This window comes from Marinomonas posidonica (assembly GCF_043643765.1).
GTDB lineage: Bacteria > Pseudomonadota > Gammaproteobacteria > Pseudomonadales > Marinomonadaceae > Marinomonas > Marinomonas posidonica_A.
Genome location: NZ_JBHZSP010000001.1, coordinates 236,394 through 258,188 on the forward strand (window position 1 = coordinate 236,394; position 21,795 = coordinate 258,188).

General features: G+C 44.6%; 21 protein-coding genes. 9 read left to right on the forward strand and 12 right to left on the reverse strand.

What is annotated here, in order from left to right:
• Positions 1 to 67: 67 nt before the first annotated feature.
• From ACHUFM_RS01215 to leuS, 4 genes are all read right to left on the reverse strand, one after another.
• Entirely contained in the window at positions 68 to 2,089 is a 2,022-nt protein-coding gene (locus ACHUFM_RS01215) for a methyl-accepting chemotaxis protein (RefSeq protein ID WP_394178775.1), read from the reverse strand.
• Between the two features lie 117 nt (positions 2,090 to 2,206).
• Positions 2,207 to 3,244, reverse strand: a complete 1,038-nt coding sequence (gene holA, locus ACHUFM_RS01220; protein WP_394178777.1) for a DNA polymerase III subunit delta — start codon at positions 3,242 to 3,244, stop codon at positions 2,207 to 2,209.
• Between the two features lie 24 nt (positions 3,245 to 3,268).
• The gene (locus tag ACHUFM_RS01225; RefSeq protein WP_394178779.1) at positions 3,269 to 3,844 is read right to left on the reverse strand and encodes an LPS-assembly lipoprotein LptE; all 576 of its coding nucleotides are present in this window, start codon (positions 3,842 to 3,844) and stop codon (positions 3,269 to 3,271) included.
• 3 nt (positions 3,845 to 3,847) lie between these two features.
• Positions 3,848 to 6,295, reverse strand: coding sequence for a leucine--tRNA ligase (leuS, locus tag ACHUFM_RS01230; protein WP_394178781.1), 2,448 nt, complete (start codon positions 6,293 to 6,295; stop codon positions 3,848 to 3,850).
• Positions 6,296 to 6,483: 188 nt separating this feature from the next.
• Between leuS and ACHUFM_RS01235 the strand changes: the two genes are divergently transcribed.
• The gene (locus ACHUFM_RS01235; RefSeq protein WP_394178783.1) at positions 6,484 to 6,900 is read left to right on the forward strand and encodes a hypothetical protein; all 417 of its coding nucleotides are present in this window, start codon (positions 6,484 to 6,486) and stop codon (positions 6,898 to 6,900) included.
• Between the two features lie 20 nt (positions 6,901 to 6,920).
• On the opposite strand, the gene lnt is transcribed toward ACHUFM_RS01235, so the two are convergent.
• Genes lnt through miaB form a run of 5 tightly spaced genes read right to left on the reverse strand, consistent with a single transcriptional unit; the run spans position 6,921 to position 12,297 of the window.
• Positions 6,921 to 8,507, reverse strand: a complete 1,587-nt coding sequence (gene lnt / locus ACHUFM_RS01240) for an apolipoprotein N-acyltransferase (protein ID WP_394178785.1) — start codon at positions 8,505 to 8,507, stop codon at positions 6,921 to 6,923.
• Position 8,508: 1 nt separating this feature from the next.
• Entirely contained in the window at positions 8,509 to 9,378 is an 870-nt protein-coding gene (locus ACHUFM_RS01245) for an HlyC/CorC family transporter (protein ID WP_394178787.1), read from the reverse strand.
• A gap of 12 nt (positions 9,379 to 9,390) precedes the next feature.
• Complete coding sequence (ybeY, locus tag ACHUFM_RS01250) at positions 9,391 to 9,855, reverse strand: rRNA maturation RNase YbeY (protein WP_394178789.1); 465 nt, start codon at positions 9,853 to 9,855, stop codon at positions 9,391 to 9,393.
• A complete protein-coding gene (locus ACHUFM_RS01255; protein WP_394178791.1) occupies positions 9,855 to 10,928 on the reverse strand; it encodes a PhoH family protein in 1,074 nt (357 codons plus the stop codon). Before ACHUFM_RS01255 ends, ybeY begins: the two co-directional genes overlap by 1 nt.
• A 13-nt stretch (positions 10,929 to 10,941) precedes the next feature.
• Positions 10,942 to 12,297, reverse strand: a complete 1,356-nt coding sequence (gene miaB / locus ACHUFM_RS01260) for a tRNA (N6-isopentenyl adenosine(37)-C2)-methylthiotransferase MiaB (RefSeq protein WP_113874985.1) — start codon at positions 12,295 to 12,297, stop codon at positions 10,942 to 10,944.
• 180 nt (positions 12,298 to 12,477) lie between these two features.
• Here miaB and ACHUFM_RS01265 point away from each other — a divergent pair, with 180 nt between their 5' ends.
• A complete protein-coding gene (locus tag ACHUFM_RS01265) occupies positions 12,478 to 13,191 on the forward strand; it encodes a hypothetical protein (RefSeq protein WP_394178794.1) in 714 nt (237 codons plus the stop codon).
• Here ACHUFM_RS01265 and ACHUFM_RS01270 read toward each other — a convergent pair.
• Together ACHUFM_RS01270 and ACHUFM_RS01275 are read right to left on the reverse strand one after the other, a co-directional pair.
• The gene (locus ACHUFM_RS01270) at positions 13,188 to 14,183 is read right to left on the reverse strand and encodes an OmpA family protein (RefSeq protein ID WP_394178796.1); all 996 of its coding nucleotides are present in this window, start codon (positions 14,181 to 14,183) and stop codon (positions 13,188 to 13,190) included. The genes ACHUFM_RS01265 and ACHUFM_RS01270 overlap by 4 nt on opposite strands.
• A 79-nt stretch (positions 14,184 to 14,262) precedes the next feature.
• Positions 14,263 to 14,718, reverse strand: a complete 456-nt coding sequence (locus ACHUFM_RS01275; RefSeq protein ID WP_394178798.1) for an EVE domain-containing protein — start codon at positions 14,716 to 14,718, stop codon at positions 14,263 to 14,265.
• A gap of 146 nt (positions 14,719 to 14,864) precedes the next feature.
• Between ACHUFM_RS01275 and ACHUFM_RS01280 the strand changes: the two genes are divergently transcribed.
• From ACHUFM_RS01280 to ACHUFM_RS01310, 7 genes are all read left to right on the forward strand, one after another.
• A complete protein-coding gene (locus tag ACHUFM_RS01280) occupies positions 14,865 to 15,971 on the forward strand; it encodes an HD domain-containing phosphohydrolase (protein ID WP_394178800.1) in 1,107 nt (368 codons plus the stop codon).
• Positions 15,972 to 16,141: 170 nt separating this feature from the next.
• On the forward strand, positions 16,142 to 17,032 hold the full coding sequence (locus ACHUFM_RS01285) for a histone deacetylase family protein (protein WP_394178802.1): 891 nt from the start codon (positions 16,142 to 16,144) through the stop codon (positions 17,030 to 17,032).
• Positions 17,033 to 17,118: 86 nt separating this feature from the next.
• A complete protein-coding gene (locus ACHUFM_RS01290; RefSeq protein ID WP_394178804.1) occupies positions 17,119 to 17,364 on the forward strand; it encodes a MerR family transcriptional regulator in 246 nt (81 codons plus the stop codon).
• Positions 17,365 to 17,534: 170 nt separating this feature from the next.
• Entirely contained in the window at positions 17,535 to 17,918 is a 384-nt protein-coding gene (locus ACHUFM_RS01295; protein WP_394178806.1) for a carboxymuconolactone decarboxylase family protein, read from the forward strand.
• 345 nt (positions 17,919 to 18,263) lie between these two features.
• Positions 18,264 to 19,793 (forward strand): flavin-containing monooxygenase, encoded by a 1,530-nt coding sequence (locus ACHUFM_RS01300; RefSeq protein ID WP_394178808.1) that lies wholly within the window; start codon positions 18,264 to 18,266, stop codon positions 19,791 to 19,793.
• A 309-nt stretch (positions 19,794 to 20,102) separates the two neighbouring features.
• Entirely contained in the window at positions 20,103 to 20,642 is a 540-nt protein-coding gene (locus ACHUFM_RS01305) for a P-loop NTPase family protein (protein WP_394178810.1), read from the forward strand.
• 31 nt (positions 20,643 to 20,673) lie between these two features.
• Positions 20,674 to 20,922, forward strand: coding sequence for a Rho-binding antiterminator (locus ACHUFM_RS01310; RefSeq protein WP_394179061.1), 249 nt, complete (start codon positions 20,674 to 20,676; stop codon positions 20,920 to 20,922).
• A gap of 46 nt (positions 20,923 to 20,968) precedes the next feature.
• On the opposite strand, the gene ACHUFM_RS01315 is transcribed toward ACHUFM_RS01310, so the two are convergent.
• Positions 20,969 to 21,604 carry an NAD(P)-dependent oxidoreductase gene (locus tag ACHUFM_RS01315; RefSeq protein ID WP_394178812.1) on the reverse strand — a complete coding sequence of 212 codons (636 nt, stop codon included), beginning with the start codon at positions 21,602 to 21,604 and terminating at the stop codon, positions 20,969 to 20,971.
• Positions 21,605 to 21,795 lie beyond the last annotated feature (191 nt).

Consider the following 21,795-nt stretch of genomic DNA (forward strand, 5'->3'; position numbering starts at 1 on the left):
ATCATATCAGGCTAACAAAGTAAAGGAAGCGACTGAGCTTCCTTTACTTGTTTGAACGTTGGAATGATTAGAGGTCGTTAGCGCGTTTAAGGTTTTCGATAACCGTTACTTCATGATCAATTTCTGCCATTCTCTCAGTCATATTTTCAATCGCCTGAATGCTATTATTGACGTCTTGACTGGCCACATTGGAGGCTTCACCAAGGGCATCAATTTGTCCTGTTAAAGCTTGTGTGTTCTCGATCAAACGTGACATAAAGCCTTCAATGTGCTCAATCGATTGACTAATAGACCCCGTCGATTCAGTCACAGAGGAAATGGTTTCTCCTGTTTTATCTAAGCTGTCTTGGGTGTTTTTAGAGAGCTGACGAACTTCATCGGCTACCACCGCAAAACCCCGTCCAGCTTCCCCAGCTCGTGCAGCCTCAATTGCGGCATTAAGAGCTAATAAATTGGTTTGATCAGCAATACCAGAAATAACCTTTAAGATCGCCATAACTTGCTCAGAATTGTCTCTTAATTGATTTATATTGTTTCCCAGTGCTTTTCGACCTTCCTCTTGCGCATCAATGTCAGATTTTAAACCGCCAAAGGTGCTACTGACATTGTGAATGATGTTTTCTGTCTGTTGAGAGTAGTTGGTGATTTGGTTGAAGCTTGTTAGCACTTGTTGTAACAAAGGGCGATATTCAGATAAATAGCGAATCAAGTCAGCTTGTAAACGGTTTATTTGACTCAAACTGTTGATTTTTGAAAGGGTGAAAAACTCTTTAAAATAACTGTAGTGAATCGGGAAGTTGTCTACCACAGGGTCGCTAAAACTTTGCCCAGCTTCGACTTTAAAGAAGAACAGGGCGGTGAGGGTCTGGTTCATATGAACACCAAGTAATTCACCAAAAGTGGAGAAACCAGCGGCTTTGATCTGCTGAAACGCAGTGAGTTTATTTAATTCAGAGGCATTGTTTAGGCGGCGTAAAATGCAATCATTTGCCAGCATGGCGATAGGCTTAGGTTTGCCTTGCATAAAGTCTTCAAAAGCGCGTTTAGTGCTATCAGCAAAAGGCTTGGCAGCGACCAAGATTAATTCGTCACCAAAGTCCAAATCACTAAAAAAGTGAATGACTTTGTTCGTCACATCAATGTTGGCGATAGAACGAATAAAGAGCTCTTCGCCGATTTCCACTGCAAAAGAGTGGTTGGTTAGTTTGTCATTTAAAGCATTAGCAGGGCAGCCAAAGTGCTCACATAAGTGATCCACTATGTTAACGATTTTTCCGCTGCTTTTTGAAATAACACTGGTAACAGTACGTTTTTCAGCGTTCGCTTCGGCAATGTAAAACGATTGGGGCGTTTTCTCAAAATTGTGAGTTTTTAGAATGCCGTAACGTATATCTTTAGCCAGTTTAGCAAAGATAACCACAGCGCTGTTGTCGGCGATCATTTGACCGTCGTATACAGAGGCTTGCTTAAAGTCTAATTTGCCACCCGCGGAACCGCCAATAAAGTGACAAGGAAAGCGTTTACTATCGTACAAGGCTTTCATGAAGAAGTTTTCACTGGACGATAAACCGTCCATAAAGGTCATGGCGACTGTGTCTTGATAATTGACTGATATGTCGACCTTGAGCGCTTCAATTTCCTGTTGAATGGCCTTTAAGCGGTCAGCTTTATTTATGTCGACACGACCTTGTTTTAGATCTTCACAATGCAAAGGAATGGTTTTGATTTCGACTTGAGAAAAAAGCGTTTCACTGAAGCTTTGCAACACAATGGAGTCCCATGCGCCATCTGTTGTTTGGTAAAATTGATCTTGTTGACTATTGAGTTCTCCTGCGGTCATCATGCCGACGACACGATCACAAAACGGAGTGCAAGCTTGGATTTTTTTGATGGTACTTTCAAACTCAAGATTAGCAGAAATAAAAGCAAAAATGAGTTGAGTTTTTTGACCTGGAAAAGCGAGCGAAGCAAGACTTTGCTCTGATACTTCACTGGCTCTCAGCTGAAGAATATTCACACCTTGAGTGGGGCTTTGGTTCCCATTAAGGTGATGAGGGGATAACACTTCCTTTTTTTTAAACCAGGACATACAAGCTTCTACCTCGACATAGTGTGATTATGTTTATGTTCTCATTGGTAAATGTAGAACACTGTGAGAAATTTGTATTGATCTGTGTTAAAAAATTAACCCGACATTTTTTATGGGTTAAAGCTGAGGTGGTAAGTCCAATTCCGTCATGGTGGGCTTGTAACCGCAAAACATCATAACTAGGTTTCTAAGGCCGATTTCAAGATCGGGGCCATCCAGTCCTTTGACGCTTTTATCCATCAAAGCAAGGTAGTTTTGTATGTAGGGCAGGGTGACTTGATTGTGTCGTGACATGGCGCTTTCATAAAACGGAATGCGTTTATCCCATATTCTTTGATTTTGACAGGCTTGACGTAAACTGCTCGACGCCATGGCTTGCAATAGGCTGACCAAAGTATTGGTTTCACGGTTTATCAGCCAAAGAATAATATTACTTTCAATGCCTTCGGCTAAAAGCTGGTTCAGACAATGTAAGGCTTCTTTGACTTTTCCCATAAGCAAGCGATCACTTAAATCATAAATCGAGTATCGACTGCTGTCAGTGACGGAATCGATGACTTTCTCAGCATCAATTTTCGCGCCCGCACCATGCATCAAGGCAAGTTTTTCGAGCTCTTGTGACAAGGCTAAAAGGTTTCCTTCACCTCGTTCACAGATGATAGCCGCCGCATCGCGAGATAGGGATAAATCAATGGCTTGCGCTCTTTGTTGTACCCAAGCCGGTAGACGGTTAGCGTCGATTGGCCAAATCTGTACAAATACGCCTTGTGACTCGAGTTGGCTAAACCATTTGGCTTTTTGAGTGCGTGCGTCCACTTTCGGCAAGGTCAGCAAAATGACATTGTCTTCGCTTAGGGATTGGCCCAATTGGGCTAACGCTTTGCTGTGTTTCTCCGCCATTTTGTCGATTTGAATGTCGAATAAACGACGAGAAGAAAACAGAGATAAACTTTGGCTTTCCAAAATGACATCTTGCCAATCAAACTGTGCATCGGCGACAAACCTTAGGCGTTCTTCAATTTGATGATGTTGCGCGGCTTTGCGAATGCTGTCAGCGGCTTCTTGGCACAGCAATACCTCATCCCCTGAAATAATATAAATCGGGGCCAGATTTTTGTTTAGTTGAGTGACAAGCTGATCGGCACGAACTTTCATAAGGTTGGTTTGCTGTCTCGCTGGTTACAGCGGAGCGTATCCTAGGTCATACATAAGTTGTTTTGCTAAATCGGCATACATGTCTTTCATTTGTGCTTGGTTGTAAGACAGCTTGGCACTTTCTTCCGCATCTTGGTTTACCAGCGTTTTATCGGTACTGATGTTACGAGGACCGTATAAGGATTTGCCATCTGCTTGCCGAATGAAATAGGCACCAGCAAGGCGACGTTGCACTTGAGACACGTCGTTGGAACTGTTACGCGCTAATTCTGTGTCGGAAGTGCTGAGTTTATTGACCTTTAGCTCAAGGGTGTCGGCATCGGCTTGAGAAGCCTCTAGGATAATAACGCCTTGTTGAGATAGCGCCAGACGCAATGCACGATCAAAATCCTCTGAGCCACTTTGGGAAGACAAGGTCAGCACTTTGAGTCTGTCTGGAAGTTGCACGGATCCTACGAGATGAAAACCACAGGCCACTAGACTCATAGCAAAGAAGGCAAGTAAAAAGAGACGAGTAGTGTGTTTGAAAGCGACTGTCATATCCATGATCTCTGTGCGAGTTAAGAAAATAGGGATGGCTATTAGCCATCCCAGTTGCATGGCTTAGTTTGCCACAATATTGACCAAACGACCGGGTACCACGATGACTTTACGTACCGTTTTACCTTCAAGGAATTTGGTGACATTAGGGTGCGCTAAGGCTTCTGCTTCAATGGTTTTGTTATCGGCACTGGCTGAAACGGTTAACTCTGCGCGTTTTTTACCCAATACTTGAACTACGATCGTCAACTCGTCTTTTACCAAAGCGGCTTCGTCTAGAGAAGGCCAAGGGGTATCGACGATGTTGTCCGTGTTGCCTAGGTCCATCCAAAGTTGGTGAGCGATGTGAGGCACGATAGGAGACAACAATAAGATAGTGGCTTCTAGGGCTTCACGTTCAACAGCCAAACCAAGTTCAGACGTGTCCTCGAACTTACTGATTTCGTTGCACAATTCCATCACAGCGGCAATGGCCGTGTTAAAGGTCTGACGACGTTCGATGTCATCGGTGACTTTTTGGATGGTTTCATGGGTCTTACGGCGCAAGGCTTTTTGCGCACCGTTAAGAGCGTCGATGTTCAATTCACCGACTTTGCCCGCGTTAACATGACGAAGTGACAAGGCCCACAAGCGGCGTAAGAAGCGTGATGCTCCGTCCACACCAGCGTCATTCCACTCTAGAGACTGCTCTGGTGGCGCACTGAACATGATGAATAAACGCACCGTATCGGCACCGTATTTTTCGATCATTTCTTGCGGATCAACTGTGTTGCCTTTGGACTTAGACATCTTCGTGCCGTCTTTGTTGACCATACCTTGCGTCAACAGACGTTTGAATGGCTCGTCAGAGTTCACAAGACCAGCATCACGTAGCAACTTATGGAAGAAGCGAGAGTAAAGTAGGTGAAGAATTGCGTGCTCTACACCGCCCACATATTGGTCAACCGGCAACCAGTAATTGGCTTCTTCCGTCAACATGGCGTCCGTGGCATCTGGGCAACAGTAACGAGCGAAATACCATGAAGATTCCATGAAGGTATCAAAGGTATCAGTCTCGCGTTCGGCTTCTTCTCCATTAAACATAATGGCAGAGAAATCCGGGTTGTTCTTGATTGGCGAGTTTACACCGTCCATGACCACGTCTGTTGGTAGTTCAACTGGCAATTGGTCAGCCGGAACAGGCACAACCGAGCCGTCTTTTAAGTTAATGGTTGGGATTGGTGTTCCCCAGTAACGTTGACGGCTTACGCCCCAGTCACGTAGACGGTAATTCACTTTTACTTCACCTAGATTGCGCTCAGTCATCCAAGCGGCAATGGCATCGAAGGCTTCTTTAAAGGTCAAACCATCGAACTCACCTGAGTTACATAGCACGCCTTTGTTGGTGTAAGCCTCTGTTTCGATGTCCGCCTTGTCGTCGCCAACAGGTTGAATTACTTGTTTGATCGGTAAGTCGTACTTTTTCGCGAATTCGAAATCACGTTGATCGTGAGCTGGAACCGACATAACGGCACCAGAACCGTATTCCATCAACACAAAGTTAGCAGCAAACACGGGAACGGCTTCACCTGTGATGGGGTGAATGGCTTTAAATCCAGTGTCTATGCCTTTTTTATCCACGGTGGCCATGTCGGCTTCAGTGGTCGACATCAACTTGCTTTCCGCAATGAAATTCGCAAGCTCTGGATTGGTTTCAGCGGCTTCTAAAGACAATGGGTGTTGTGTGGCAACAGCAACATAGGTCACCCCCATAACCGTATCTGGGCGTGTGGTGTAAACCGACAAACGGTCTTCTTTGCCTTTTACTTCGAAGCTGAACTCCAGACCTTCAGAACGGCCGATCCAGTTACGTTGCATGGCTTTTACTTTTTCTGGCCAGTCGTCTAACTGATCCAAATCATTTAACAATTCTTCAGCATAATCCGTAATGCGGATAAACCACTGAGAGATTTCTTTTTTCTCTACTGTAGTGCCACAACGCCAGCAGCCACCATCTTCTACTTGCTCATTAGCGAGAACAGTTTGGTCATGAGGACACCAGTTAACCGCAGCGGTTTTTTTGTAAGCTAAGCCTTTTTCGATCAGCTGAGTAAAGAACCACTGTTCCCATTTGTAGTATTCTGGTGTGCAGGTTGCGATTTCGCGATCCCAGTCATAGGCAAAACCTAGCTCTTTAAGTTGGCCTTTCATGTAGGCAACGTTTTCGGTTGTCCATTTTGCTGGTGCCGTTTTGTGCTTAATCGCCGCATTTTCTGCTGGTAAGCCAAAGGCATCCCAGCCCATAGGTTGTAAAACGTTCTTACCTTGCATGCGTTGGTAGCGAGAAATTACATCGCCAATGGTGTAGTTACGAACATGACCCATGTGCAGTCGACCACTTGGGTAAGGGAACATGGAGAGGCAGTAAAATTTTTCTTTATTGGAATCAGCGACGGCTTTGAAGACTTTGTTTTCGTCCCAAAAAGATTGTGCAGCTTGTTCGATTTGCTGCGGATTATATTGCTCTTGCATGATGTATGTTTTTCCCATGATCGACGTGAGGTTGGTAGACCTGTATTCTCTTTATATGTGATTGTTCAGCATTATAACGACCTAGCTCAAGATTAGGGAGCAAAGGCCAACAGAGTCTGAAAATATCCGCTATTTTATAGAGATGGCGCGCTAATTAGAAGGTGCATAGAGAAGGAGTTATGAAATCTATGAAAAAAGATCTGCAAAACAGCACTTCGGATTCCAATTTAGTCGAAGAAGCACGTAAAACATTGCAAGGTGCGAAGGATTGGTTATTGGAAGACATGGCCTTAATGTCCGCTTATTGGCATGACAAGATGGGCTACACAGAAGCCTGGGTAGATGCCAATTGGCATCTGGTGTTAGACGGTGGACACGAATTAGTTGAGGAGTTGGATGAAAAGGAAGATGCCGCTTTACTTTGGCTTATTAATCACGTGAACAATAACCCAGTACCTTTAGAAGAATGTCATGTCGCAGGCACACAAGTAGAGGCCGGAACTTATACTTGTATGTCATGCGGTCACTTGAATGAGCAGCCGCAAGCGCAAGCGTTGCCAACCTGTGAAATTTGCCATTACGGTTTAATGTCTTCACACGGTTAGACTTTTTAAGAGCAAAGGGCTTATGCACTTTGCTCTTTTTGTGTCTGACGAACCGAAGCTGTTTTGGAAAAGAGGCTGTTGAGATAGCAGAACAACGCCGCTAAACCGATTAAGGCTAGAGTAGGCCAAGGGCCCCAGGTGACATAAGGCGTACTGCCCGCAAAGGCTTTGGCGTTCGTCGTTAAGCTTGTTTGTTTGAATTGTGGGGCTTGAGCCACAATCTCACCTTGTTCATTGATCACTGCGGTAATGCCTGTGTTGGTGCCGCGGATCACATAGCGTCCGGTTTCTTTGGCTCGGAATTGTGCAATTTGCAGATGCTGCCAAGGACCAAAAGAGGTGCCAAACCAGCCATCATTACTAATGGTGATCAATAGATCGCTGTCGCGTACCATTTCACGAACCTGTTCTGGGTAAACGATTTCATAGCAAATAAAAGGCGCGATGCCCCATTCACCTACTTGTAAAACGGGTTGATTGCCATCGCCAGATTGAAAGTTGGACATGGGCATGCCAAAGATGTCCAAAATAGGGCCAATATAATTGGCTAAAGGGAGATATTCCCCAAAGGGTACTAAGTGTTTTTTGTAGTAAAGACCAAAACCATCGCCGGTTGCCCAAATGGCGTTGTAATAGTCTTTACCGCCTTGTACGTCTGGAATACCGGTAATCAAAGTGGTTTTGGTGTCAGCCAGTTGTTGGCTGAAATCCGCCAAATAGGGTTTGATTTGCGAGTAGGAATAGGTCACGGCGGTTTCGGGCCAGACAATCAAATCACTGTCTAAATGCGCCAGTGTGGTTTGTTGGTAATAATTTAAGGAGCGAGCGGCGGTTTGCGCCAACCACTTTTCATCTTGTTTGACATTGCCTTGCACTAAGGTGGTTTTCAGGGTGCCAGTTTGCGTGACCCACTGATTTGGAAAGTAGTTCAAATAGACAGCACCACCCCAACTTAATGCCAGGATTGTCATTAGCATGATTTGATTGCGTTGTTTTAGCACCAGACCTGCTAAGGTAGTGGCCGTTAGAACGACGACAAAACTGGTGAGCCAAATACCACCAATGGGCAGTAGCTCAAAAAGCCAAGTGTTTTCAACCGCATAACCGGGCAGCAGCCAAGGGAAGCCGGTAAATAAGACGCTGCGTCCTAGTTCTGCTAACAACAGGCTGAACATTACCCAAAAGCTGGCAGGCAGGGTTTTGAATTTATCTTGTAAGCGCCACCCCAACCAAGCGGCAAAGGCCCAAAAGGCACTTAACACAGCGATAAAACAGAAGGTGATCAGGACGGCGATCACATCACCGACTTGGCCATATTCAGCAATGCTGACAAAGACCCACGACACACTGGCGGCAAAGACCCCAAAAGCAACGGACGTGCCTCGCCATAATGCGGTTTTGGCAGTTGGGCTGGTAATGACTAAAATGGCGTAGAAAAATAGGCTAATAAAATAGCCGGGCCAAAAATGGAAAGGGGAGAAGCTAGTCACACCGATTGCGCCAGCGATCACGCCAATCAGCAAAGCGGCAGTCAGAGGTAAACGTGAGAAAAAGCGAGGAATTCGCCCCGCCATTGTATCGGTTGAATCGGGGCGAATGGCTGACATTTTAGTCTATCGTCTCTTCTGTAACAGATTTTGACACTTGGATGGTTTTCACGCGGCGACCATCGGATTTCACGACTCTGAAGTCGAAATGATCAAAGCTGATAGTTTCATCACGTAGTGGAACGTGACCAAATTGTTGTACGAGAATACCACCAACGGTGTCAAACTCTTCTTCGTTAAGTTCGGCTTTGAAAAACTCGTTAAAGTCTTCAATGGTGCAAAGTGCTGGCACTAAATAGACACCGGCGTCACTGGTGACCTGAATACCTTCATGTTCGAGTTTGTCGGTTTCGTCTTCGATTTCACCAACAATTTGCTCTAATACGTCTTCAATGGTGACGAGTCCAGACACACTGCCGTATTCATCAAGTACCAGCGCCATATGGTAACGCTTGGTACGGAAGTCGTTAAGCAAGACGTTTAGGCGTTTACTTTCTGGAATGAAGTTAGCAGGACGCAAGCGAGCGAGAATGTCTTCGTTGGTGATGTCGCCATCTTTAAACAGCAACGGCAATAGGTCTTTGGCGAGTAAAACCCCTAAAATTTCGTCAGAGTCTTCGCCCACCACAGGGAAGCGTGAGTGGGAAGAGTCAATGACTTTGCGAATAGACGTTTTTGGGTCGTCTTCAGATTTGATGACCACCATTTGCGATGGTGGAATCATGATGTCTCTGGCTTGTACTTCAGACACTTCGAGAGCGCCTTCGACAATGGTGAAGGCATCGCGGTCTATGACGTCAGACTGCACAGCGGTTTCCAGAAGTTGAATGATGTCAGCACGGCTGCGCGGTTCATCATTAAAGGCTTGAAGGAAACGTTCAAACCAGGATTTATGTTGATCGTTGTTTAAGCTCGATCGGTCATCGCTCATTAGGGGATTAACTCACTCTTTTATCAAATAAGGGTCGGAAATCGACAAAGAAGCCAATAATTCAGTTTCTAAGTTTTCCATTTCTTCAGCGTCATCGTCATTTATATGGTCATAACCACGTAAATGCAAGATGCCGTGAATCGTCATGTGTGCCCAATGGTCAAACTGGGCTTTGTCTTGCTCAATGGCTTCTTTTGCCACCACTTGCTGACAGATAACCAAATCACCTAATAAAGGTAATTCGATGCCAGGTGGGGATTCAAAAGGAAACGACAGCACATTGGTGGGTTTGTCTTTGCCACGGTATTCGTGATTCAGTGCTTGGCTCTCTGCTTCGTCTACGATGCGAATGGTCACTTCGTATTCATCACCAGAGGTGGGTAAGGCTTTTTCAACCCATAAGCGAAAGTCAGCTTCACTAGGAAGCTGATCTGTCTTATCGGTGGCAATTTGTAAGTCGAGTTCTAAATCTGGCATTAGGTTTTCGTTTCTGTTGTCACATTTGCACTGTCTGCCGTTGCCACTTGGGCTTTTTCGGCAGCTCGAGCTTCATTGCGAGCTTTCTTTTCAGCTTCGGTTTCTTCATCGAATTTGTCATAAGCTTCAACAATACGTTGCACCAATGGATGACGGACCACGTCGGATGAACCGAAAGAGGTGATGCTGATACCTTTGACGTCTTTTAACACATGCATTGCTTGTGCTAAACCAGATGACGTGCCGCGTGGTAAATCCACCTGAGTACGGTCACCAGTAATGACAGCCGTTGAACCAAAACCAATTCGCGTCAAAAACATCTTCATTTGTTCGCGCGTGGTGTTCTGACTTTCGTCCAAAATGATAAAAGCATTATTTAAGGTTCGACCACGCATGAAGGCCAAAGGTGCGATTTCAATGACGTTTTTTTCAATCAGTTTATCGACCAACTCAAAGCCCAGCATTTCGTACAAGGCATCGTACAAAGGACGTAAGTATGGGTCAATTTTCTGTGACAAATCACCTGGTAAGAAACCCAATTTTTCACCGGCTTCCACCGCAGGACGAACCAACATAATACGCTCAACTCGATCCGCTTCTAAGGCTTCGACCGCACAAGCTACGGCAAGGTAGGTTTTACCTGTACCAGCCGGTCCAATACCAAAGTTAATGTCGTGTTTGCGAATTTGCGTCACGTAACTTTGCTGATTTTGGCCTTTAGGTTTGATAAAGGCTTTACGGGTTTTAATCACCACTTGATCACTGTGATTGCGTTTGTTGCGAGTCAGGGATTCAATGGCTGATTCCTGTAAATACAGGTGAACCGTTTCTGGCGACACTTGTGGGTTGGCTAACGCTTCACGATAAAGGTTTTGCAACAAGGTTTTGGCGGCCATGACATGTTCAGCATTGTCGCCAGACAGGTCGAATAAATCACCTCGATAGCGAATCTCTACCTCAAGGCGTTTTTCGATCAATTTGATGTTTTCATCGAGTTGCCCGCACATGCCAGCCAAGGCATCGACATTGGCTGGTGTTAGGCGAATTTGTTGAGTTGTCTGTGTGGTTTCCAAGGGCTACCTGTGCTTATTGAATGACAAAGTCGTTGTCGAGTTCAGAGCTGATCAATTCACCCAATAGGGAATTAGGATAAGCGTCTGTAATGACAACGTCGGCAAATTTACCAATTAATTGTGGATCAGACGCACGGAAGTTCACAATGCGATTGTTTTCCGTACGGCCTTGAAGTTGACCTGGATCACGCGGCGAGTAGCCACTGATCAAAATGCGTTTTACTTCGCCAACCATGGCCAAGCTAATATCAAACGCTTGTTGGCTGATACGGCGCTGTAAAATCGCCAAACGTTCTTTCTTCACCTCTTCAGGGGTGTCGTCTTCAAGGTCAGATGCTGGCGTACCAGGACGTTGACTGTAGACAAAACTGAACGAATGATCAAAGCCAATTTCTTGGATCAGATTCATGGTATCAACAAAGTCTTCATCGGTTTCACCAGGGAAGCCAATGATAAAGTCGGATGATAAGCTGATGCCAGGACGTGCGTCTTTAATGCGGTTAATTTTATCAATGTAATACTGACGATCGTGGCCACGTTTCATGGCACTCAGAATGTTATCGGCACCACTTTGAACTGGTAAGTGTAAATGGCTGACCAGCTTTGGCTCAGTGCGAAAGGCTTCAATCAGACTGTCCGTAAATTCCACTGGGTGTGAAGTGGTAAAGCGAATACGCTCAATGCCATCGATACGCGCCACAGCGTGAATCACGTCGGCCAAATCGGCTTCATCACCTTCTTCTGTTTCGCCGCGGTAGGCGTTCACGTTTTGACCCAGTAAATGGATTTCACGCACACCTTGTTCAGCCAACTGAGACGCTTCTAGTAGAATGCTGTCAAAAGGACGACTGACTTCTTCGCCACGGGTGTAAGGTACGACGCAGAAAGTACAGTATTTGCTGCAACCTTCCATGATGGATACAAAGGCTTCGGCCCCTTCTACGCGTGGCGCAGGCAGGTGGTCAAACTTTTCAATCTCCGGGAAGGTGACGTCAGTAATGGGAATGTGTGTGGCGGCAGCATTCACCATCTCTGGAAGTTTGTGCAGAGTTTGTGGACCAAAAATCATATCCACGTGTTTCGCACGTTTACGAATGTTGTCGCCTTCTTGACTGGCCACACAACCGCCAACCCCGATCACTAGATCAGGATTTTTTTGCTTGAGCTTCTTCCAGCGACCAAGTTGGTGAAATACCTTGTCTTGCGCTTTTTCACGGATCGAGCACGTGTTGAGAAGCAAAACATCTGCTTCGTCTGCATTGTCTGTTAGCTCCATCTCATGACTTTCGCCTAATAAGTCGGCCATACGAGAAGAATCGTATTCGTTCATCTGACAGCCATGAGTTTGGATAAAGAGTTTTTTTGCCATGTAACCTATAAACCTAAAAAAGAGTTCGTCATATCGACTTTGCGCCTATTATATTTGGCTTTGCTTCCGAATCCCAGACTTGTCATTCATTCCCGCCATTTTTAATGCAAATATCACAACAATTTCCATGTTTGGCTGGCACTTAATGGGGAATCTATTCACAATACCGCGTAGAAGCGATTGGATGAATTATTTGCCGGAGGCGAAAAACGGGTGTTGTTACGCGGTTTAATTATATTACTCACCTTTTCTAGTGTGGCTTATGCTGAAGAGCAAAAGCCGAATTTTGCAGTGGGCTTGGGCTACGGATTGCTGGAACGTAAGTCCTTACTGAACATCGACTTCAAAGTGAATATCCCAATCAATGATTACCTCTCGACTCAGGTGTTGCTAAACAGTAATTACTTGATTACCGGTTCCAGCAACGACAGCTTTGCTCAGTCAGAGTTTTTCTCAAATTGGTTCATCAGCAACCAATATGCTCGTCTTGGTGTTGGTTTAGGCGTTAGTGAATTGGAACCAATGGATGAGGACGTAAAAGGGGAGCGTGAGGTAATAGGGCAGTTTACTGGAGATGTGTTTTTTGACGAGGTGACCTTAATTGTCAACACGCAATCTAACCAAGCAACCTTGAGTAACATCACCAGTTCGCGTTTAGGGCTTAGCTATTATCAATCAGAGAATGTACGTTTCTCTTTGTATCGTGAAAAATACAATGATTTGGACACGGGCTGGCGATTTGAAAGTTATTACCAGCCGGAAAAGTATCAAGATATGGCAAGTGTTGGCGTGATTGTACGAACGGGAGAAAAGTATGATTACATTGGCGCTGTTATCCAATATTACTTTGATTATGCTGTGCCGCTTCAAGAGCGAGAACGACACTTCAATTAGTTTGATTGGAGCGAATTCTCCAGCTTATCGACACTCCAAATGGTCCATTTGGGCAAAACCACTTGTTGGCTGACCTGCATCTGTTCCAAGAGGCGAACCTCTACACGACGATTTAGTTGACGATGGTATGCGGTATCATTCTCAACAAGCGGCCGAGTTGCGCCGTAGCCTAGGGTCATAATGCTATATTCACTGATCGCATGCGTCTTTTCTAGATACTTCGCGACTTGTTCGGCGCGTTGCTGAGAAAGCCTCATGTTGTGTTGATACTGACCGCTGGCGTCGGTGTGTCCTGCTATTAATACAAAGCTCTCTGGCTGTTGAATGAGCCTTAATACAACTGGTTGTAATGAAGTTTTCTGTTGTTCTGAGATACGGTATTGATTGAGCTTGAAAGGGATGCGCCAAGGTGTCCCAGTGTCATCTTTTGGTGGCATTAAAATACGTGCAACAACACGGCGGTTCTGTTTTGTGTCAGCGGATTCGGTGTGAGTAATGACGGGCCGTTGTTGACCATATCCTATTCGGATAATGCGCTTAGGCGCTATATGAAAGCGAGTAATCAAATGTTCTGCTAGGGCGTCGGCGCGTTTCTTAGATAGGAGGAAATTATAGTAAGGTGACCCCTGACTGTCGGTGTGACCTTCTATGCAAATAAGGCTGTTAGGGTGTGTTTTAAGTGTCTCCGCAAGTTCGGCCAGTTGATTATGAAGGGACTCATCGAGTTGGTATTGATTGGTGTCAAACTGAGCTTGAAAGCGCACGTTGTGATACAGGGTGTTGATAAGAGCGCAGCCATTATTATCGATGGCGCTGCCTTGCGGCGTATTTGGACACAAGTCCCGTAAGTTAATCACACCGTCACGATCTGAGTCTTGCAGCTGAGCTTTAAATGAAGTGGGGTACAAGGAGGTGGCGTGAACCGAGGCACAGCCTAAGGACAAAATAATAAAACAGACGAGTATAGCAATCCTTGCTATCGACTGGTTCATGTTACTTACTCATGAACCACAAGAGAGAGACAGTGAATGAAAGCACTTTTCTTTATCCGCATATTGAATTCCTTATCCATTATTTTAAATGTTGCTGTATGCGATCCCAGTCTTCGTTACGAATTGGCATAATCGATAGACGGCTGCCTTTTTGAGTCAATGGCATCTCGTTTAATGCGGCATCTTCTTTAAGTTCCGCTAAAGAAATAAGACGCGGGAACTTTGTTACGAAGGCCACGTCGACCATAAACCATCTAGGTTGAGTCGGCGTCGACTTAGCATCAAAGTAGGCACTTTTTGGATCCCAACTAGTGTAGTCTGGGTAGGCTTCCTTGACCACTTCCGCAATGCCTACAATGCCTGCTGGTTTACAACTGGAGTGGTAAAAGAAAATTTGGTCACCAAGCTGCATCTTTTTCATGAAATTTCTAGCTTGGTAATTTCTCACCCCATCCCAAGGCGAGACTTGCATGGCAGCCAGATCGTCGATGGAAAAGGCATCTGGTTCAGACTTCATTAGCCAGTAATTCGGCATGGTTACCTCGTTTCGTTTGCACAATGAAACATTCTCTTTGTTCACGCTTACAAAGATTCTAACTACAATAAAAGTCTGACGCTATTAAATTAGCCAATACCATGATTAGCCTCAACCCTTTTGGCTAATGATAATGGATGGGAAAGATGAGCCATTTTGCCTGTAAAGAATTCTCTGCCTTAGAAAAAGATCTCAAGGATGACTTGCTTGAGTGCTATGTCGAGGCGCAGCAAGAAATTGAAGAAATCATTAATAGTATTGAAGGGGAGGGATTTTCCTTTGATAAATTGGACGAATTGTTTCGTTCTCTACACAGTATGAAGGGCAACTGCTCAGTGTGTTTTTTGGATCCACTGGTGGGTGTTTTACATAAATTAGAAGAAATCGTTGATGGTATGCGCGGCGGTTACATTCAATATCACCACTATTTAGGGGATCTTATCAATGTGGTGATAGAAAAAGTCTACTCTTTGCTGCAACAAATTTATCAATCTCATGTAGCCGAAAGTGAGCTGCGCGATATTTTACAGCAAGGTTTGGACGGCATTTATGCTGAAGAAGACGATGCTGAACGTCCTAAATTGGCGGCCCTGTTACTCAAGCAATGTTCCCATCAGGTGATCGAAGAAGAAGAGGAGGACTGTCGCGATGCATCCTCACTCATCATCAAGGTCGAATACACAGATCAGCAGCAAACAGACATTGATTTGTTTGCTGGTTTTAGCCACAAATTAAATCGATTATTAGGGTATTCAGCGGAGCGCAGCGAACGCATTCTCAAACTTTGCCAATTGATTAATGCTGAGTTAAGAGCACCAGTTGATCCTTGTCAGCTGAGTGCCGCGGCTTACATGCATAACATGGGCATGGCGTTGATTTTGAACTGCAAAGACGATGAGGTGGCGAAACAAGAAGCCACCATGAATCATCCGATGGTTGGGGCAAAGTTGTTATCGAAGCATGAAGGCTGGGAAGACGCTGTCGACATGGTGAAAGCGCACAAAGAACGATTTGATGGTACAGGTTACCCTGAAGGTTTGGTGGGGCCTCTAATTCCACAAGGTGCGTTCATCTTGTCCATGGCGGTTATGTTTATTGACAGTGTGTGGGGGAAGTCTGGCAGTGAATACAATAAAAGTGCCATGCGGGCCGTACAATCAGTGAACTTCGAAAGTGGTAAAGGTTTCCCGCAGCATCTGATTGAATCCTTCAATGCGGCGATTCGTAAAGCCCTAGTAGCGAAACGAAAATAAAGCGTGTCGCTACCCTGCATCCTCAGTGGATCCTTGCTATGATGGCGGTTTAACTTATTGTGTTTCTACCGCTAGGATTCGATTGTTAGCCGCTTATGAACTCCGCTTTGCTGCCCTTGGTTTTTCACTCTCACTACAGTATTCCGTTTCCTGTAGGCCATCGATTTCCCATGCACAAATTTCGTTTGTTGGCAGAGACCTTGCGCGAGCAGGGCATTCTTTCGGACGATAACCAATATACCCCTGAACCTTTATCTCTGTCGATATTGATGGCGGCTCATGATAAAGCGTATGTACAACGTTTTATACGTGGTGAGTTGACAGCAAAAGAAGAAAAGGACATAGGCTTACCTTGGTCTGAATGGTTAGTCGAACGGACTTTAAGAGCCGTTTCAGGCACCATATTGACCAGTCAATTAGCCTTGCAGCATGGTTTAGCATGTCACTTGGCTGGCGGGACTCATCATGCTCATCCGGACCGTGGCGCAGGCTTTTGCATCTTTAATGATCTGGCCGTCGCGGCGCTGAACCTGATTAATACAGGTTCAGCGAAAAAGGTACTTATACTCGATTGTGATGTGCACCAAGGAGATGGCACCATCGCTTTCTTTGCTGATCATACCAACATAGTGCCGGTCTCTTGGCATTGCGAAGAAAACTACCCCAACATTAAGCAAACCGCTGGCGTTAACATTGCCATTCCAAAAGGCGCTGACGATCAAACTTATTTAGACATACTTAAACGTACCTTGCCGGACATTTTGGCTCAGCATCAAGCCGACTTTGTGTTTTACGATGCGGGAGTAGACGTGCATCAAGAGGATCGCTTAGGGCATGTCAAACTCAGTGACCAAGGTGTATTAGCACGGGACAAATACGTGATTGAAACCTGCTTAGATTTAGACCTACCCACCGCTTGTGTGATTGGTGGCGGCTACGACCGGCAAGAAGACAAGGTGGCTTGGCGACACAGCTTATTGCACCAAGCGGCACATCAGATTTGGCAAACACACCCTAAGATCAACAGAGTAAATGAAAAGTTCGGGTCGTTTGACGTTTAGAGTGTTGCTTCATCGGTTTGGTGTGGTCTTGGTCTAAATTTGGCTTTTATGTTGACAGAAGTAAAACACACAGTAAGGACGAAACAATGCTGGTCAGTGAATTTTCTAAATTAACAGGCGTTTCATCTCATACTCTAAGATATTATGAAAAAATTGGTTTATTAAAAAATGTGCGTCGTAATGCCAGTGGTCATCGGGATTATGCCGAGAAAGACCTTGCCTGGATGGCCTTTATTCAGCGTTTAAAAGCCACGGGTATGTCATTGGAGAATATACAACGTTATTCAGAATACAGAGAGCAGGGAGATGTTTCTTTAGTGGAGAGAAGGTAGTTGTTGGAAACTCATAAAGATCAGCTTGAATCTTACATACAATCACAGCAGTCTCACTTAAAGGTATTACAGGACAAAATAAACCACTACCATCAACAAATTAACGATTGACTTCGAGTTTACTCTAAGTCGTAAGCTGATGTTCTTTACCTATATTAAGGAGCATCAAGATGCACAACTCTCGCTATGATATTGGTCGTGAACAGCTGGCAAAAATTGATGGTGACGCTGGTGAAAAGGTGATCGACAGCCTAAAAGACATTTGTCCAGACCTAGCTAAATACACGATTGAATACCCATTTGGCGATATTTATGCACGACCAGGGTTGGATCTGAAATCACGAGAGATCGCCACGGTTGCTGCATTGACAGCCTTAGGTAATTGTCAGCCTCAGCTCAAAGTGCATTTGAACGCCGCTTTAAACGTGGGCTGCAGCGAAACACAAATCAAAGAAATAATATTACAAATGTCCGTGTATGCAGGCTTTCCTGCGGCCTTAAATGGCATGTTTGCTTTTCGGGATGTGTTACAAGAACGCAGTAAAACCGATTGATCTAAAGGCGCGAACACAAGAGAAAATACCTGAAAACCAATCTATTACATCAAGTCGCTCGAATGACTATCATTCCATAGGAATGGCGGAATTTGATGTGCGCAATGTATCTAAAACCCGCCTTTGAGGTGGGTTTTTAATGTCTGTTCTGACTGCCTGTATTGGCCCTCATTTTTACGAATTGCTCACGAATTGATCATGTACTCATAACTAGTGTATTCTTTTTTATCTAATCACATGGCTTCTATCTTTTAGGAGCCTAGGCAACATTTAAACACTCGATGTATAAAAGGTAGAAAATTAATAAAGCAAAGATCACATTTTACAAAAAGGAAGCATCACATCATGGAAGTAAATAAAGCAAAAGTCGCCATTATCGGCGCGGGTGTCTCAGGCATTGCCGCTGCCAATGTTTGGCAAAAATGCGGCTATAACGTCACCTTATTTGAAGCCTCTGAACAGATAGGAGGTCAATGGAATCAAACCTATCCAGGTGTCAGTTTGCAGAATACTGCCCCGCAATATCAGTTTTCAGAGTTCCCCTGGCCATTCAAAACTGAACGACATCCGAGTGGGGAAGACGTCTTAAACTACCTCAAAAAAGCCATCGAATTCTTTAGCCTCAAGGTGAAATTTCATCATCGGTTAAGCCGTATGACCGCCGATGAAAACGGCTGGCAATTAACATTTGAACACGGAGAAACCGATCACTTTGCTTATGTGATTATCGCCACAGGACAATATCCAGGTGGTGATAAAAAACGTCAACCAGATTTTGAAAATATTGCCTTGTATCAAGGTGAGGTCATCACCAATATTGACTCAAAAGCGGTGTTTGAAAACAAACACGTTGCGGTTGTCGGATTTGGCAAAACGGCTTTGGATTTCGCTACTTGGAGTGCAGAACTAGCGAATAGTACAAAGCATATTTTTCGCACCCCAAGATGGACCATACCGGATTATTTGTTAGGCATTGATTACACTAAGCCTTTCTTTGCAAGGATTGGCAGTGGCATGATGCCCTCATGGGGCTACAGTACTGTCATGCAAAAATTACTGCATAATAAACTGCCCTTTCTCGTCAAGGGATTTTGGCGTTTTATCAATGGACTATTTTTATTTCAGCACCGCAAGGACGCGAAATTGGGTAGCATCGACAAAAACGTGTTGGATGTGGTGATGCCACCGAAGTCACAATTTATGGCTGACTTTCGAAGTGCCTCCGCCGTTGCGCCAAAGCGTTACTATGAATACATTGCTCACCAGAACATCACGCCGTATCGCGGAGAAGTGTCAGGCTTTTTTGAACACGGCATCGTATTATCGGATGGCCGTAAAATAGAAGCCGATTTGATTTGCCTTTGCTGTGGGAATGATGCTCCCGATTACCACTTCTTGCCAGAACAATATCGGCAATACTTAAAAGGAGAGGGCGGTCCTGCTCTCTATCGTCATCAAATTGACCCACGTATCCCTAACCTTGGATTTGCTGGCTACAATCATGGTTTCTTACACATTGCTTTGGCCGAAATGGGCGCTTTATGGCAAGTGGCGGCCTATGAACAATCCATTCAGTTGCCTACTGAAACCGAAATGCTGGCTTCAGCCGACAGAATCCGTCAATGGAAAAAAACGCACTCATCTTATGAGTCAACATTCAATATTGCCGTTAATACCCGATATCAGCAGCATCTAGACATCTTGATGCAAGACCTTGGTATTAGTAAATGGCGGAAACTGCCCAACCCGATTGCAGAAGTTTTTTCTCGCTACGATCCAACCGATTACAAAGGCGCCGTTGCTGAGTATTTGGCGAAACAGCCAACAACGGCATCATCGATTAACAGAACCACCGCTGTACCTGTGGATGCTTAGGGTACGCAAAGAAGTGATATTGCAAATGCCCTTGTATGCCGGCTTTTCTGCGGCTTTAAATGGCATGTTTGCCTTTCGGGATGTGCTACAAGAACGCAGTAAAATAGATTGACTTAAAGACGCGAACTAAAGCAATATAATCCTATGAAGACAAAACGATCACATCAAGTCGCTCGAATTATCATCATTCCATAGGAATGGTGGGATTTGATGTGCGCAAAATTGCAAAAACCCACCTTTGAGGTGGGTTTTTTTATGCTCATTTAACACTGCCTCAAAGTCACTTTCATAGAAAATTGAGGAGATGTTATGAACAAAGTCGCCGTATTTGGCAAACCCGGTAGCGGGAAATCTACCTTAAGCAAAGCCTTAGCCGAGAAAACGGGCTTGCCACTATATCAATTGGACAATTTAGTCTATCAGGCCAATGGCGATTTGGTGCCACGAGAAATCTATGATCAAGCGCACGCAGACATCGTCTCGTCTGAGGTTTGGATCATAGATGGCTTTGGGCCAATCGGTTCGTTTTACCAAAGATTGGCAGCGGCAGAGACCTTGATCTATGTGGATCTAGCGTATGCAACCAGCTACTGGTTGGTGACCAAACGCTTGCTCAAAGGATTGTTTGTTAAGCCAGAAGGTTGGCCTGAAGGCAGTTCTATCATCAAAGGCAGTTGGCAAAGTTATAAAACCTTAAGACTCTGTCCAATGTTTTGGAACCAAGATTTCCATGACAAACTACAGGCTTATTCAGCAGATAAGCAAGTGTATGTGATCAAAACCATGGCGGAACTGAAGCAGTTTGTGAAACATTACGATAAATTGAATTCTAGGATAAGCTTAAAATAACCCAAGCGATGAACTTAGCGACGACATAGAAATCGTCTGTCTGTTTCACTATCTAGTGGCATTGACCTTGAAAACAGGCGAAGTGATCACTGGCAAAGCTTTAGACACCAAACGTAATGCGACCAGAGAAGAGTGCATCGAGATAGAGCAAGATCACAAAGCCGTGTTGGTTGTCTTAGACTCAATCGCCAAACTCAACATCCTCGTCGACAACCCGAATTTTGACCAAGTGGTGTTTAAGAGAGTGGGGGGGCGAAGTTTGTGGTGCCTAAAATACTAAGCCCACACAGGTGGCGTGGGCTTAGTTGTTTTAACACTCTGCGGTATTAAGCAGTGGCAACAAAAGGCGCCTTGTGAACCCATTCATCACTTTGTACTTGGTCAAGCATAAACTTAGCAAGATCAGGCAGGGTGATTTTACCTCCTGGCATTTTTTGATCATCCGCAATAACTTGGCCTGTGGCTGGTTTTTTCAGAATTAAATTTGCACGAACGCTCACCCAATCTATGTCTTTTTCATTTAACAAGATTTGCAATTCGGCCTTTTTGGCGTCCTTCATGTGCTTTAAAAAAATGCCCACAATGCTACTTAAAAAGCGACGTTTAAAGCCAACATACTCATTTGGAAGAATCGTACCAGAACCGTTTATACTGATCAGTTTTTTAACGCCTGTAAGCTTCGTTGCGTCCACTAAAATCTTCGTAATATTAAGAAAGGCTTCATATTGATCAGACCCTTTCACACCACCAGCCGCATTCACAACAGCACAACATCCTGCTAATGTTTCGGCCACTTTTTCGGCGTCCTCTAAACTGCCTTGTATGATATTGACCTTGTCACTTGTGGTGGTTAACTTGGCAGGGTTTCTTACTAAGATGTTGACCTCATAGCCTTCATCCATTGCTTGTTGTAAAACGGCTCGCCCAACAAACCCAGTCGCACCTAAAATGGCAATTTTCATACTTTGCTCCAATTCGAATAATTCATTCTTTAATATCAAGCATCATAATAAACAATATACTTACCTTGAGTAAGTACTGATAAAAAGGTAAGTGTTGATAAAAAATCAAATAGAGAAAATTTTCTAACGAAAAAGAGGGTGCTAGCTTATGAGTGTCGGTGAGCAAAGAGAGCGGATTAGATGGTTTTGTT

Coding starts and splice junctions, on each gene's coding strand:
- ACHUFM_RS01315 (WP_394178812.1), bottom strand. CDS start 21,604: ATGAAAATTGCCATTTTAGGTGCGACTGGGTTTGTTGGGCGAGCCGTT.
- miaB (WP_113874985.1), bottom strand. CDS start 12,297: ATGGCAAAAAAACTCTTTATCCAAACTCATGGCTGTCAGATGAACGAA.
- ACHUFM_RS01235 (WP_394178783.1), top strand. CDS start 6,484: ATGAAAAAAGATCTGCAAAACAGCACTTCGGATTCCAATTTAGTCGAA.
- ybeY (WP_394178789.1), bottom strand. CDS start 9,855: ATGCCAGATTTAGAACTCGACTTACAAATTGCCACCGATAAGACAGAT.
- ACHUFM_RS01305 (WP_394178810.1), top strand. CDS start 20,103: ATGAACAAAGTCGCCGTATTTGGCAAACCCGGTAGCGGGAAATCTACC.
- ACHUFM_RS01285 (WP_394178802.1), top strand. CDS start 16,142: ATGCACAAATTTCGTTTGTTGGCAGAGACCTTGCGCGAGCAGGGCATT.
- ACHUFM_RS01215 (WP_394178775.1), bottom strand. CDS start 2,089: ATGTCCTGGTTTAAAAAAAAGGAAGTGTTATCCCCTCATCACCTTAAT.
- ACHUFM_RS01290 (WP_394178804.1), top strand. CDS start 17,119: ATGCTGGTCAGTGAATTTTCTAAATTAACAGGCGTTTCATCTCATACT.
- ACHUFM_RS01245 (WP_394178787.1), bottom strand. CDS start 9,378: ATGAGCGATGACCGATCGAGCTTAAACAACGATCAACATAAATCCTGG.
- holA (WP_394178777.1), bottom strand. CDS start 3,244: ATGAAAGTTCGTGCCGATCAGCTTGTCACTCAACTAAACAAAAATCTG.
- ACHUFM_RS01275 (WP_394178798.1), bottom strand. CDS start 14,718: ATGCCGAATTACTGGCTAATGAAGTCTGAACCAGATGCCTTTTCCATC.
- ACHUFM_RS01225 (WP_394178779.1), bottom strand. CDS start 3,844: ATGCAACTGGGATGGCTAATAGCCATCCCTATTTTCTTAACTCGCACA.
- lnt (WP_394178785.1), bottom strand. CDS start 8,507: ATGTCAGCCATTCGCCCCGATTCAACCGATACAATGGCGGGGCGAATT.
- ACHUFM_RS01280 (WP_394178800.1), top strand. CDS start 14,865: ATGAGCCATTTTGCCTGTAAAGAATTCTCTGCCTTAGAAAAAGATCTC.
- ACHUFM_RS01295 (WP_394178806.1), top strand. CDS start 17,535: ATGCACAACTCTCGCTATGATATTGGTCGTGAACAGCTGGCAAAAATT.
- leuS (WP_394178781.1), bottom strand. CDS start 6,295: ATGCAAGAGCAATATAATCCGCAGCAAATCGAACAAGCTGCACAATCT.
- ACHUFM_RS01270 (WP_394178796.1), bottom strand. CDS start 14,183: ATGAACCAGTCGATAGCAAGGATTGCTATACTCGTCTGTTTTATTATT.
- ACHUFM_RS01300 (WP_394178808.1), top strand. CDS start 18,264: ATGGAAGTAAATAAAGCAAAAGTCGCCATTATCGGCGCGGGTGTCTCA.